12 protein-coding genes are annotated in these 13,573 nt (G+C 55.0%); 2 read left to right on the top strand and 10 right to left on the bottom strand.

What is annotated here, in order from left to right; translation table 11 throughout:
• The first annotated feature begins 251 nt into the window (after positions 1-251).
• On the top strand, positions 252-1,382 hold the full coding sequence (locus CSTAT_RS03225; protein WP_075722448.1) for an RNase H family protein: 1,131 nt from the start codon (positions 252-254) through the stop codon (positions 1,380-1,382).
• Here CSTAT_RS03225 and CSTAT_RS03220 read toward each other — a convergent pair.
• Genes CSTAT_RS03220 through CSTAT_RS03205 form a run of 4 tightly spaced genes read right to left on the bottom strand, consistent with a single transcriptional unit; the run spans position 1,379 to position 6,866 of the window.
• Positions 1,379-3,079: a dipeptide ABC transporter ATP-binding protein gene (locus tag CSTAT_RS03220; RefSeq protein ID WP_075722447.1), complete on the bottom strand. Its 1,701-nt coding sequence runs from the start codon at positions 3,077-3,079 to the stop codon at positions 1,379-1,381. The two genes, CSTAT_RS03225 and CSTAT_RS03220, sit on opposite strands and share 4 nt — an antisense overlap.
• Positions 3,072-4,073, bottom strand: a complete 1,002-nt coding sequence (locus CSTAT_RS03215; RefSeq protein WP_075722446.1) for an ABC transporter permease — start codon at positions 4,071-4,073, stop codon at positions 3,072-3,074. The genes CSTAT_RS03220 and CSTAT_RS03215 overlap by 8 nt, the downstream gene beginning before the upstream one ends.
• A 6-nt stretch (positions 4,074-4,079) precedes the next feature.
• A complete protein-coding gene (locus CSTAT_RS03210; RefSeq protein WP_075722445.1) occupies positions 4,080-5,159 on the bottom strand; it encodes an ABC transporter permease in 1,080 nt (359 codons plus the stop codon).
• 51 nt (positions 5,160-5,210) lie between these two features.
• Positions 5,211-6,866 carry an ABC transporter substrate-binding protein gene (locus CSTAT_RS03205; RefSeq protein ID WP_075722444.1) on the bottom strand — a complete coding sequence of 552 codons (1,656 nt, stop codon included), beginning with the start codon at positions 6,864-6,866 and terminating at the stop codon, positions 5,211-5,213.
• 387 nt (positions 6,867-7,253) lie between these two features.
• On the opposite strand from CSTAT_RS03205, the gene CSTAT_RS03200 reads away from it, so the two are divergent.
• Entirely contained in the window at positions 7,254-8,396 is a 1,143-nt protein-coding gene (locus tag CSTAT_RS03200) for an HNH endonuclease (RefSeq protein ID WP_075722443.1), read from the top strand.
• A 188-nt stretch (positions 8,397-8,584) separates the two neighbouring features.
• On the opposite strand, the gene CSTAT_RS03195 is transcribed toward CSTAT_RS03200, so the two are convergent.
• The 6 genes from CSTAT_RS03195 to CSTAT_RS03170 form a co-directional block, all read right to left on the bottom strand.
• Entirely contained in the window at positions 8,585-9,619 is a 1,035-nt protein-coding gene (locus tag CSTAT_RS03195; protein WP_156845087.1) for a bile acid:sodium symporter family protein, read from the bottom strand.
• A gap of 248 nt (positions 9,620-9,867) precedes the next feature.
• Positions 9,868-10,335: a YdcF family protein gene (locus CSTAT_RS03190; RefSeq protein WP_075722442.1), complete on the bottom strand. Its 468-nt coding sequence runs from the start codon at positions 10,333-10,335 to the stop codon at positions 9,868-9,870.
• A gap of 11 nt (positions 10,336-10,346) precedes the next feature.
• Positions 10,347-10,850: a 5-(carboxyamino)imidazole ribonucleotide mutase gene (gene purE / locus CSTAT_RS03185; protein WP_066840352.1), complete on the bottom strand. Its 504-nt coding sequence runs from the start codon at positions 10,848-10,850 to the stop codon at positions 10,347-10,349.
• A 30-nt stretch (positions 10,851-10,880) separates the two neighbouring features.
• A complete protein-coding gene (locus CSTAT_RS03180) occupies positions 10,881-12,125 on the bottom strand; it encodes a 5-(carboxyamino)imidazole ribonucleotide synthase (protein WP_075722441.1) in 1,245 nt (414 codons plus the stop codon).
• A gap of 60 nt (positions 12,126-12,185) precedes the next feature.
• Entirely contained in the window at positions 12,186-12,668 is a 483-nt protein-coding gene (locus CSTAT_RS03175) for a hypothetical protein (RefSeq protein WP_066792596.1), read from the bottom strand.
• An 18-nt stretch (positions 12,669-12,686) separates the two neighbouring features.
• Positions 12,687-13,502, bottom strand: coding sequence for a biotin--[acetyl-CoA-carboxylase] ligase (locus CSTAT_RS03170; protein WP_075722440.1), 816 nt, complete (start codon positions 13,500-13,502; stop codon positions 12,687-12,689).
• Positions 13,503-13,573 lie beyond the last annotated feature (71 nt).

Raw genomic sequence — 13,573 nt, 5'->3', positions numbered from 1 at the left:
CACATCACACTAGTGGTTCGGCTACTCCTTTCATTAAAGTGCGCTGAGCGTACTTGGATTTTGGTAGAAAATTGTCGTGACCTGCACTTGCCTACTTCCATTGAACGGGAAGGGTGAGGTTTCGGGGGTGAGTTTCACAGGGTTAGTCCCCGGGGGTGGAAACCCACAACTTCAGCGTCAAGTGGTATGCCGTATGCGTTTACACGCGCCACGATGTGCTTAGTACGCAAGGATGCGGTTTACTAGTGGGTATGTCCGATCCACGTCTTGACCTAGAAGCGCTGCTTGGTACGCAATCGCGCACCTATAAAACGCGCCAGGTCACCGACGATATGGTTCGTCGCCCCATCCACGTCGCCATTGCTTTGTGGGACCAGCCGTGGAAATCCGCAAAAGATCAAAAGATCGAAGGCTGGGTCATCGCGGTTGATTCCAAGCGCGCCCGCTTTGTCCGCCGAGGCCGCACTACCAAAGGTGATGTTGTAGAACGCACCATCGCGGAGTTGAAAAACGCTTTAAAAAATCTTCCCGGACAAGCCTGGATTGTTACTGGCCGGCGACAGACTTTATTGCGCGCCGTTCTAGAAGACCGTGGTTACCTGGTCACTGGAAGTTTTTCGGAGAAGAACCGCGCCGGTAAACGCGCCGCCATGCAGCGTAAGAAAGACGACCACGCTGCTTTGCGCGAGGCGAAAAGAACCGGTGAGCGCCCTGAGAATATTCAGTCCACTCCGGTACCCACTACCCCAGCTTTTTGGTGGCCCCAGTTTTCGCAGGCCAAAGCCCAAGTTGCTGAGGATGAACTGGTGCGCATTGCTACCGATGCCTCCTCCGATACCGTTTATAAAGGAGCCATGTGTTTTGTTGCCAGCACCGGCGACTATCAACTGCACACTCAAGAATCTAGAGCTTCCACCGATGAGCTGGAATTAGAATCCCTTACCTTGGCTCTGAAGTACCTGCACAAAATTGGTGCCCAACAGGCAATCATTGAATCAGATTCCGTCGCCGCACTAGAGGCCGTGGACTATATTCTCTCCGGCGAGAAATCAGATACCCGCCGAAATGGCTCACGGAATTCGCGCGAGCAGAACTCGCGCAGAAGAAATCCGCGGGCGCGCAGGTGGCGCGGGCTGAGCCCAGCGTCACGCTCGCGCTTTGATCAAGCTTGGAAAAACCTCCACGGCCATTGCGAAGTAGAAATTCGCAGAGTGCTCGGCCACGCCGGCGATCCGCTTAACCAGGCCGCTGATCAGATTGCATATATGGGGCTGCGCGCTATTGCCCACCCCTTGAAGCATTCCCGTCCAACACTCAAACACGGCATCGATAAGGCTTTAAAGAAAGCCGCATCGAATGCCGTGGAAAGTGTTGAGTCCTAGGAAGCATCGTTACGCAGCGATGCTAGAAGCTCACGGCGATTCTTTTGCTCCACTGGATCGGGCACTGGCAGGGATGCCACCAACTTCTTGGTGTACTCATCTTGTGGCGTGCGCATAACATCAACGCCGCGGCCAGATTCCACCAGCTCGCCGTGGTACAAGACACCCACGGTATGCGAGACCATGTCAATAACTGCCAGATCGTGGGAGATAAACAGCGCGGCGAAGCCAAACTCTTTTTGCAGCGACTGGAAAAGCTCCAAGACCACCGCTTGGACCGAGACGTCCAGCGCTGACGTTGGCTCATCGGCAATTACCAGCTCGGGATTGAGCACCAATCCCCTCGCCAGCGATACGCGTTGACGCTGACCGCCGGAAAGCTCATGCGGATAGCGTCCGGCAAAAGCCGCCGGCAGTTCCACCGCTTCGAGCAATTCTTTTACCCGGTCGCGACGCTGCGAGGCAGAGATCTCTGGCCGGTTGATCAGCAAAGGTTCCGCAATGCACTGCTCGATAGTGAAATAAGGATTAAAGGACGTCGCGGGGTCTTGGAAAATAAAGCCCACGCGCTTGCGCAACTCCCGCACGCTTTTTCCTTTCACCCCGCGCATCTCTTGGCCGAGTACTTTCAGCGATCCGCCGGTGGCCTTTTCTAGCCCCACCATGGCGCGGCCGATGGTGGTCTTACCGGAGCCGGACTCTCCCACCAGACCATAAACCTCACCTTGTCGGATGGTTAAATCTATTTCCTTGACGGCCTTAAAGGCTGGTGCGCCTAAGCGTCCCGGGTAAGTAATTTCCAGGCCTTTGGCTTCCACGATGACTTCGCGCGAATCTAGTTCGCGGAAATCTTCGGCGGTGTAATTTCCGGTCAAAGATTTCTCGCCCAAGTGCGGTACCGCAGCGAGCAATTTGCGGGTGTAGTCTTGCTGCGGATTCGCGAAAAGTTCACGGACGGGTGCGCGTTCAATGATGCGGCCCTCGTACATCACGGCCACGGAATCAGCGAGATCAGCAACCACACCCATGTTGTGGGTAATGATGACGATGGAGGTTCCATATTCATCACGCAGATTTCGCAGCAGCTGCAGGATTTCTGCTTGCACGGTGACATCCAAAGCCGTGGTTGGTTCATCGGCCACGATGGTTTTCGCCCCCAGTTCTAGCGCCATCGCGATCATGATGCGTTGCTTTTGCCCACCTGAAAATTCATGTGGGTAGCGGTCGATGCGCTTTTCCGGATCCGGAATGCCTACGGCGGTCAGAGCTTTAATGCACCGCTGGCGGATTTCTTTGCGCTTAATCTTTGGATTATGCGCGCGCAATCCTTCGGCCATCTGCCACCAAATAGGAAAGACGGGATTGAGAGAGCTCGACGGTTCTTGAAAGACCATGGAGACATCGCTTCCGCGCATTTTGCGTAGTTCTTGCCCGGTTTTAGCCAGCACGTCTTGGCCTTCGACCAAGACGATGCCTTCCGAGTGTGCAGTATCGCCCACTAGTGACAAGATGGAGCGCGCGGTGACGGTTTTGCCGGAGCCAGATTCGCCGACGAGCGCAACAATTTCGCCTTGCCCGACGTCCAGGTTGACCCCGCGCACGGCGTGCACGAATCCGCCATCGGTGTCGAATCCGACGTTGAGATTCTCGATGCTGACGCGGTTAATGGAGCGGTCAGCTGCTTGTGGGTTAGACATTTTTCACCTCGTGGACGCTCTCGCCGTTGTCGCTATCGAATCGGGAACCGTGGGTCTTTTTGCGCTTGCGGCGAATGCGCAGACGTGGGTCGTTTAAGTCATTGAGCGATTCCCCCACCAGCGTCACGCCCAGAACTGCCAGGACTATGGCCGAGCCTGGGAAAATGGAAGTCCACCAAATGCCAGAGGTGACATCGGAGATTGAACGGTTCAGGTCATAGCCCCATTCCGCAGCAGAGGTGGGCTCAATACCGAAGCCGATAAAGCCCAAGCCTGCGAGCGTTAGCACCGCTTCAGCAGCATTGAGTGTGAAAATCAGCGGCAGGGTGCGCGTGGCGTTTTTGAAGATGTGCACAATCATTACTCGCCAGTGCGAGGCACCGACCACAAGCGCTGATTCGACAAAAGGCTCTGCCTTCAGCCGCACGGTTTCGGCGCGCACAACGCGGAAGTACTGCGGAATAAACACCACCGTGATTGATAGTGCTGCCGCCGCAATACCACCGATTGCGCTGGACCGGCCACCGGTCAGTGCAATGGACATGACGATGGCCAAAAGCAGGGAGGGAAATGCATAAACCGCATCAGCGATCATGACCAAAATGCGGTCGAGCCAGCCTCCGATATAGCCCGAGACCAGCCCCAAGAGCACACCTAGAATCATCGACGCTGCCACCGCAGCAACGATGACTGCCACGGCCGTGCGGGTTCCCCAAATAACGCGGGAAAAGACATCGAATCCAGACACCGTGGTTCCCCAGATATTGGTGGAAGACGGTGGCTGTTGGGTGCCAAAAGATCCGAATTCCGCCGAGGTTTGCGCCCACGTATACGGAGCAATCAACGGTGCGAAAAGCGCGGTGATCAAAAACCCAATGGTGATGATCAAACCAGCAATCAGCATTGCGCGCTGCAGACCAGCTGAACGGATGACGTCTTTGATAATCGGCAAGCGCTTCCAGGGCGCCTGTGAAGAAGGTTGATTAGTAGCCATGGTTTCTTAGAACCTCACCCTCGGGTCGATGAGCGCGGCGATGATGTCAACAATGAAGTTAGTAACTGCCACGATGACAGCCATGAGCATCACGATGCCTTGCACCGCGACAAAATCACGAGCCTGCATGTATTGGACCAGCACAAAACCTAGGCCGTTCCACTCAAAGGTGGTCTCGGTCAGCACTGCCCCACCCAAGGACAAAGCAATCTGCATACCCATCACCGTGATCACCGGGATAAGTGCCGGGCGCAGCGCATGGGTAGTCACCAAGCGGGATTCTTTAACACCCCGAGACCTAGCGGATTCGATGTACTGACGCTCTAAGGTGCCAATCAAGTTGGTGCGCACCAGACGTAAGAACACGCCACCAATTAACAGTCCTAAGGCCAACGCCGGCAGGGCGGCGTGACGTAGGCAATCAATGATCACGTCGACATCGCCAAGCCGAATGGCGTCAAGCAAATAAAACGGTGTGGGATTTGTAATTCGGTTCAAAGTGCTCGCGCCGGAAGTCGACACCCGCCCGGAGATGGGAAACCAGCCCAGCTGCACGGAGAAGATCAGCTTCAGCAGCAAGCCGACAAAGAATACCGGCGTGGCATAAGCCAGGATGGTAAAGACCCGCAGGATACCGTCGGGCCAACGGTCACGAAAGCGCGCGGCAATCATACCCAAAGGAATACCAATGATTAGCGCCACGATGAGTGCATAAAGCACCAGTTCAAATGTGGCCGCACCATATTGAGTCAAGATGGCGGTTACTTCGCGGCCATCGGTAAAGGTAGTTCCAAAGTCGCCGCGGACGATTTCGCCCAGGTACTCAAAGTATTGCACCAAAAGTGGGCGATCGTAGCCGGCATCGACAATGCGGCGTTCTAGGTCCGCGGCGGAAAGCCTACCGCCTAGAGCCGCTGTAATTGGGTCACCGGTGGAACGCATGAGGAAAAAGACCGTGGTGACGAGGATGAAAATTGTGGGGAAGATCAACAAGAAACGGATAAGGACGTAGCGCAAAAAACCGCCACCACGTGCCTTATCCGTTTCTTGCTCTTCCGCAACCACTTCGGGGGCTGCGATTGTCATAGCTCTACTTTTCTTTCGCTTTAAGGGACTGCGCCGGGGAGTAGGACGTGCTTACTTCGACAAAGAGCCGTAGCGGAACAGGTAAGAAGCATCGAGGACAACGCCTTCTACGCCCTCTGCCGCGAATGCGAACTGGCGTCCCTGCAGCAATGGCACGGTAGAGAGTTCTTCAGCCATCATTTCCTGAGCTTGACCCAGTAGTTCTTCACGCTCTGCTTGGTCTTCGGTCACTGCCTGCTGACGAATCAAGGCATCTGCCTCGTCGTTGTCAAAGTGGTTTCCAAGGAAGTTGTCCTTAGTGAAAAATGGGGTCAGGAAGGTGTCTGGATCAGAGAAGTCTGGGAACCAGCCCAACTGGTACAGCGGGTAGACATCCTGGACGCGGTCTTTTTGGTATTGCACCCACTCAGTGGATTGCAGGTCAACGGTAAAAAGACCGGTGTCCTCAAGCTGGGAGCGGATCATCGCATATTCATCGCCTGACGATGGCCCATAGTGGTCCGGGTTGTACTGCAACGCCAGGTTGACTGTTTCAGTAATACCGGCGTCTTCCAGAATCTGCTTTGCCTTATCGACGTCTGGACCACCATCGGAGGTGAGGTACATGTCCTTGACCGGCTCGGTGGCACCAATCATCGCATCAGGGATTGCAGAGTACAGCGGCGCGAAGGTATCGCGGTAGATATCCTTCGCAATCGCTGCGCGGTCAATCGATGCGGCGACTGCCTGGCGTACGGCGCGTGCCTTGTCTTCATCAGCTTCTTCGGTTGTTGCACCGAATGGCTGGGTGTTGAAGTTGAAGACGATGTAGCGGATTTCGCCGCCGGGGCCGTCGATGACCTGCACGCCATCTGCGTTGCGGAGGTCTTCAATATCGGTTGCAGATAGTGAACGGTAGGCGGCATCGATATTATTTTGTTCAATATCGAGCTTCATATTGGAAGCGTCCGCATAGTAGCGAACGTCAATGCCGTCATTTTGCGCTTCCCCCAGAACACCTTGGTAGGTATCAACCGGGGTGTAGCTAATGAGCTCATTTTCGGAGAAGTTAGAAATCGTGTACTGCCCTGCAAATGGCTCCGCATCTACTACTTCTTGGTTATCCAGAACGGAGTCTGCAGAAAATACTTCTTCATCCACAATCGGACCAGCTGGCGAGTTCAGAACGCCTACCCAGGTCTGGTCATTTTCTTGCTTGAGGTTAAAGACCACGGTCAGATCGTCTGGAGTATCCACCGATTCCAAGTTGCCGAGCAATGATGCTGGGCCGTTCGGGTCATCAATCGCGATCTGGCGGTCGAAGGAGAACTTCACATCCGAAGAGGTAAGTTCATTGCCGTTGGCAAAGGTCAGACCTTCTTTGAGCTTCACCGTAAATTCACCAGGTGAGGTGAATTCGCCGCTCTCAGCTAGCGATGGCACAGGGGTTGGGTCCTCAGAACCCGGTTCAGATTCCATGAGGTAGCCATAGACCTGACGCGCTACCTGGGAGGTGCCGTTGTCATAGGAGGCAGCGGGGTCAAGGCGCGTGATTTTATCGGTGGTACCAACCACGAGGGCGCCGGATGAAGACTCTGCGCCAGAGTCACCGCTCGCGTCATTGGAGCCGGAGTCCTCACCAGTGCTCGCGCAAGCGGTAAGCGCAAGGCCGGTCATTAGTGCAAAAGCTGGGGCAAGAAATTTTGCCCGTCGGCGGGAAGAAGTCATTTTAAATTTTCTCCTTGACAGGGGTCCAATTAGAGGGGCCTTGTGGGATCCACATTGGAATTAATATGCCGTACTTCTGGCGGAATTTTGACGTAATTCCGCTAATAAATACCTCCGATCAGGAGGCGAAAAGAAAGAGCAAGCACTAATTAGGTCCACTAGCTGCAGGTTCACACAGTGTTAACCATAGAATAATTTGAATATATTGTGAACTACTACACCCCCACGCGGGGGATGTGTCAACATCAACAAAAATATGGTGTGATTCGGCCTCTTCGCGCCCGCCTGTGGATAGCTTTGCCAGTTGCGTGACGCGTCAACGTAGTTATCCACAGATTTTCAAGCTTGCACTAGCGCGGGCTTGCGGCGGCTTTTAGTGTCGAAGTTATGAACGGACAACAAATAATAAAACTCTTCTACACCAGCGGAATACCCATCCTCCGCGACGTTTACGAGTGCTCCCCACACGACCTCGCCGGTGACCTGATGCCACTGAACACGGCGCGAAAATACACCCGGCTAGCCACAGTTTTCTTTGGTCCTGCTGATTCTCCCAAGGTGCAGCGCGATTCAGTAGCTCTTGCTGAAGCAAGGCAATTAAGCCTCGAATACTTAGAAATGGTCAACAAACACGCCAAGAAACTCAACACCCGCGGCGCCGCATGGAAACTCCGCGCTGAACTTATCGCTTACGAAGGCACCTTCGAAGAAGTCGAAGCCTACGCCAAGAAACGTGTCATGGAAGAAGGCGGCGACACCAAAAAGAAACCCGGGGTGCGTCTCGGCCGAGTCATCGACGGCCTTCGCACCATTAGTATTACCGATACCCAACGCCGTATTACTGATTTAGAAAAGACGCTTGATGCTGGCATCAAGCACGATGAGGACCAACCACGCTCTGAAGCGTTGCTCACGCCCTTCTGGGACTTAGTCGAGGGCACCGGCACTGGGATAATCAAGCCGGAATACCGCACCGTGATTGCCATTGGTCTCGAGGATTACGCGAAAGTCTCCTGCGGCAAAGGCGACGAAGTCATCGTCGCTTTATCCGATGGCACGACCATGACCGGCGCCGAGTTCATCAACGCCGCAATGGAAGGCTCCCTCGGTGACAAACTCTACGTCGGGCTCTTCCACCCCACCGCCGGACCGGTGAACTTGTACGAAGCCCGATTCGCATCAGACAAACTTCGCACTCTCGCCATGGCAGAGAACCTCGTCTGTCCTTGGCCAGACTGCACCGTACCTGCCGATAGATGCCAAGTTCACCACATCGACGCCCACAAACACGGCGGACACACCAAACCCTCGAACCTGACGATGCTGTGTAAGTACCACAACGGCGTCAACGACGACGGTGACCCGGCTAATCCCGGGTCACAGAAAAGAAAAAATAAGCGAGGAAAAGGGAAGCCGAGCCGCGGCAGGATGCGCCGCCACCGCGGCAAAGTCCGCCTGCACACCCCAGGCGGAAAGCTTGTGGGCAACACCCACCACGTGAGCAGCATGGGAGCGATGAACCTCATCTAAAACCAGGGCGATCCCCACAGCTAGCAAAAGCTAACTAGTCAACCAGGCTAGTTAGCCAATTCGGCGATCCCTTTCCCCGTAGATCCCGGAATGGCGTTAACGGGCACAACGAAAAGAAGCTCCGAAGCATTATTGGGAAATGCTTCGGAGCTAAGTGAGTGATAGGAAGATCAGAAGAGGCTTGTGGGCTAGGCCTTTACAGGTGCGGTTGCCTTGGCATCGTCAGGCGCTGCAACTGAAACTTCATCCTCAGTTGGGAACCTGCGTGCGATTGCTGAAAAGACTGCGCCAGTAATGTTGTGCAGCACCGCAGCACACGCACCAGGCAGGGCAGCTTCTGGAGCAAAGAACTTCGCAGACATACCAGAGGCTAGACCCGCAGATTGCGTGCCGATCTCAACAGCCATGGTGCGATTGTAAGAAGCTGGCATTTTCAGCGCCTTGCCGGTAAAGAAACCCAAGGTGTAGCCGAGCACATTGTGCAGGAGCACCGCTGCGAAGACGATAACGCCCATTTGAACCAGCAGGTCCACGTTATTAGCCACGGTCGGGAAAACCACGCCGCCAATACCGACGATAGAAATCCATGGCAGAACTGGCGCAATGTAGCCGATCCAGCGGTCTAGCAGGTAGCGCAAGACCAAGCCACCGATGACTGGAACCAAGACGGTTTGGACGAGGCTCAATGCCATTCCGGCACCATCAACATCGGTTTGTGCACCTGCGAGAAGCAGCATCAATATTGGCGTCATGATTGGAGATACCAAGGTAGACACTGAGGTCATCGCAACAGATAGGGCGACATCGCCGCGCGCCAGGTAGGTAATCACATTCGACGAAGTACCGCCGGGAACCGAACCAAGCATGAGCAGGCCAACGGTCAGCATAGGGTTAAGTCCCAGTACCTTGGCTACGAAGACTGCGGTTAGCGGCATGATGACGAACTGCGCAATAACGCCAATCAAAATTGGCAGCGGACGTCGCGCAATTTCTTTGAAGTCCGGGATTGTTAGGGTCAATCCCATGCCGAACATGATCACCATCAAAAATTGATTGATGTAATCACTTAACGGTAGAAACGGTGCCGGGAAAATCCAGGCGAGTACAGTTCCGAGCAAAATAAACACGGGGAAAGCAGTCACTGCAATTGCCGCAGAACGGTCCTCACGCGCACGTTCTTTCGTGGTCATGGATGCTTGTAAGGCATCGTCTTTTTCAGACATAGTGATTGCTCCCAGATAACTAAAGATTTCTGCTTCTTAAAAATTCACCAAAGCCAATAAAAATGGCCTCTGTCCTCTGGGTGGGGACATCGTGCAGCGCTAAACCGGAATGGTGGGTGGTTTAGCGTTCTGTGGCTTGAACGAAATTGTAGTGTGAAACAGCGCGGTGGCAAATTCGATTATGATTCCGCACACTAGTTTGGGGTCAGTATTTTGCGAAGTTTGCTGAGAAGAATATTCACAAGCTCTTAAAAGCGCGCGCGAATTTTGCGCCACGCAATGCGCGCAGCAGAATGCGGGGTGGCAAGTATTTCACGCGAGTAGTTGCGCAGTCGGTGCTTTACCGGCGTCAGCGCGACGTGCATTTTAATGGGAATGTTCAAATGCCATGCCCACAGCCGCGTGCGCAAACTATGAAATTCATTGGTGACAACGTGTAGCGCCGTGGCGTTTTCAACGACCGCGAAGCAATTCTCTAAATTTTCATTGGTGCTAGTAGCCGCTGGTTCTTGCACGATGCGCGCAGGCTCCAGCCCATGCGCAATGAGATATCTGGCCATCGCGGCTGCTTCCCCACAGCCGGAGACAATAACTGCGGAATCCGGCATGGTTGCTGCAAGCTTCAGCGTTTTATTTAAACGCGACACCAATAAGGCCCCGGGCTGACCATTGGTCACCCGGGAACCTAGTACCACGATGGGATCGGCCTGGTGCATGACGCTAAGGTCTAGTCCCCCATGAGCTTGGCGCGAAGATTGGCGTCTTTTTGCTCAACTTCCTTGGCCATATTTTCTTGGTACTCGGCCATGCGTTCAACCAATTCTGAGTACTGCACGCCCAGGGTACGGATGGCGAGCAAGCCAGCATTCTTAGCGCCGCCAATAGACACGGTCGCAACCGGAACCCCAGCTGGCATCTGCACGATAGACAGCAAAGAGTCCAGACCGTCCAAATCTTTCAAGGCACGTGGAATACCAATAACTGGCAAAGGAGTTGCTGCAGCCACCATGCCTGGTAGGTGCGCTGCCCCACCGGCACAAGCAACAATCACCTTGATGCCGCGAGTGTGGGCTTGCTTGGCGTAATCCAGCATCTTTTCCGGCGTGCGGTGCGCAGAGACCACGCCCACCTCAAAAGGAACACCGAATTCGGCGAGAACCTCAGCTGCTGGTTCAACGGTTGGCCAATCAGAATCAGAGCCCATGATGAGCCCAACTAGCGGTGCAGTCATTTCTTTCCTTATATATCTTGATACATCTTGCTATTTAGCGGACCAGTTATCAGACCACGCGGCGTTCACGAGGAAATCCGCAGCCAAGCGCGCATCGCGACGGGTTGCCTCTACGTCCTCACCGGTGAGGTTCACGTGGCCAATCTTACGGCCTGGGCGATGCCCCTTGCCGTAGAGATGGATTTTGGCTCGCGGGAAGCGGCGCGCCACTTCTCGGGCACGCTCGCCCATTGGCATCCTTGGGTCTTCGTCAGCGCCTAAGACGTTGGCCATCACGGTGACTGGGGCAAGCGTGGACGTATCCCCCAGTGGCTCATCCATCACCGCGCGCAGGTGCTGCTCAAATTGGGAGGTCACAGAACCATCTTGGGTCCAGTGGCCGGTATTGTGCGGGCGCATTGCCAGTTCATTAACCGCGATATCTTCCGCACCGGACTCATTCGCAAATGCAAAAAGCTCTACCGCGAGCATACCAGTTACACCCAACTCGGTGGCAATCTTTTCACCCAGTGTCTCAGCGCGTTGCTGCAGCTGCGGGTCAACTCCTGGGGCTGGCGCGACAGCTTCAGCGCACACACCGTTGCGCTGCACAGACTCAGTCAGCGGCCAAGTAGCAACCTCGCCCGAGGGAGTCCGCGCGACCAGCACGGAAAGCTCGCGGACCAGCGCAACCTTCTCTTCAGCCATCAAGGCCACGCCGCGGCGCGAAAGGTCAGAGACCAAAGCAGTCAGCTCAGATTCATTATTCGGAAACCACACGCCTTTGCCGTCGTAGCCACCCCGGCGCGCCTTCAGGCAGACCTGCCCGGACGTCAAGGTCCAAAAATCGTACGCATCTTGGGCAGATTCAATCGGCGCAAAGCGCGGCACGGGTGCGCCCAGCTCGGCGAGGCGCTCGCGCATAACCAATTTGTCTTGGGCGTTAATCAGCGCAGCAGGTTGTGGCTGCACGTTATAGCCTGCATCGATCAACGCGGTGAGGTGCTCATTAGGCACGTGCTCATGGTCAAAAGTGACAGCGGTGGCACCGTCGACGGCTTTGAGCAAGTCGTCGTAGTTGGTGTAATCACCAAGCACTACATCCGCGCATACTTGTGCCGCAGAGGCATCGCGTGCGCCGGCAAGAAGGCGCAGCGATTGGCCGAGCTCAATGGCGGCGGTTTGCATCATGCGAGCTAGCTGGCCATCACCAATAACGGCGATAACCGGCATGCCGGGAACATGTGCTTGAGGGTTTCCGTCTGGGTTTCCTGCTTGTTCACTCACGCGTTTCATAATAGCGGCAAGGCTCTAAAAAGCCGTGTTCGGCTCTGTATCCTCCCCCGTAAGCCCTCACTATCGCCAGATGGGAGAGGCGAGTTCAGACAGTTGCTGATTGAGCAGCTTTTCGATGCGCTTCGTTTTCGGCACATCCGGGAAATGGATCGCGCGGTCATAGCCGCGGATGGCTAAAGAGATTCCGCCACGGCGACGGCGCACGCCGACGATATCGTGCAAAGGAATGGAATCCGTTTGACCTTGCAGAGTCGGGGCGCGAGCGATGACGCGCTGGTTGGTGATGATAAAACGCTTGCGGCGCAGTCGCGTCACCGGCAACACAAAGCGCCACAGCGAAAGCCCTGCCCATAGCGCCACCACGGCATTGCGCAAAGCGACATCTAATCCTTGGTTGTTGACTTGGACGTCTAACCAGCCAATGGCGATCCAGCAGATGCCGGTAATCAGGATTAATTCCAGTACTGGCCACAGCAAAGCACGATAGGGCGCGGTGACGTCGACATGCTTGACCTCACCGCGTCCCATTTTTACTATGCTCATGGGCGTTTATCTTACTAGTTAGCGGTTATCAGGGCGAAGATGAATCACATCGCCTGCGGAGTAGTATTCGCCACCGACGTTGATTCTCCCGTCATCGGCCACACCTAAAACTTCTCCGTAGATGTTGCCGCCTGGTGCTTCAAGTCGCACATTCATTCCTATCGATGCAGATACTTTCCTGTAATCCTGCATCATCTGCGGGTCATTGCGCTCCCACTGCGCAAGGCGCGTGTGCAATGCGCGCAGCAAAGAAATCGTAAGCTCCGTGCGATCGGTTTCCAGTCCTTCCAGTGCCAAGGAGGTGGCGTTGTCTATCGGCAACTGTTCCTTGGTTAAGGACACATTGAGCCCCATACCCAAAATCACCCGCGCGGCAGGTCCACTGCCCGCAGCAGAAGTACCGAAGGCACTGCCTTGCGCAGCGCTTGATGCCCCGCCGACCGGTCCGGCCTCGCTTAAAATTCCGCACAGCTTTTTGCCGTCGATGTGCACATCATTCGGCCACTTCAAACGTGCGCCGTCGACGATATCGGTCACGGCCAAGCCCGCAGCGAGGGGCAAAAGACCTAAGTGCTCTAAAGAAGTAGGCAGCAATGCTACTGACTGAATAGTTTGTGTCCGCGCTGGCGCGGACCACACGCGGCCCAAGCGGCCCTTGCCCGATACCTGTTCATCGGCAAGCAGCACTTGGCCGTGCGCCACGGTTTCCGCCTGCATTAAATCAGTATTGGTCGAGCCGGTTTGCGCCGCGTGCTCGATTACCGGATACAAACCTGTATCGACAACCTCGGCGCGAATTCTTTCGAGATCCAAAGTGTCAGTGCGACTATCCATGCGTCAAGCATACGTGCATCGACAAGCACACTGGATCGAGAAACTTCACCCCACGCTTACCCCCGTGGCGG

Origin of the sequence: Corynebacterium stationis, from assembly GCF_001941345.1 — a bacterium.
GTDB classification, from domain to species: Bacteria; Actinomycetota; Actinomycetes; order Mycobacteriales; family Mycobacteriaceae; genus Corynebacterium; species Corynebacterium stationis.
This window is presented reverse-complemented; position numbering and strand designations above follow the sequence as displayed.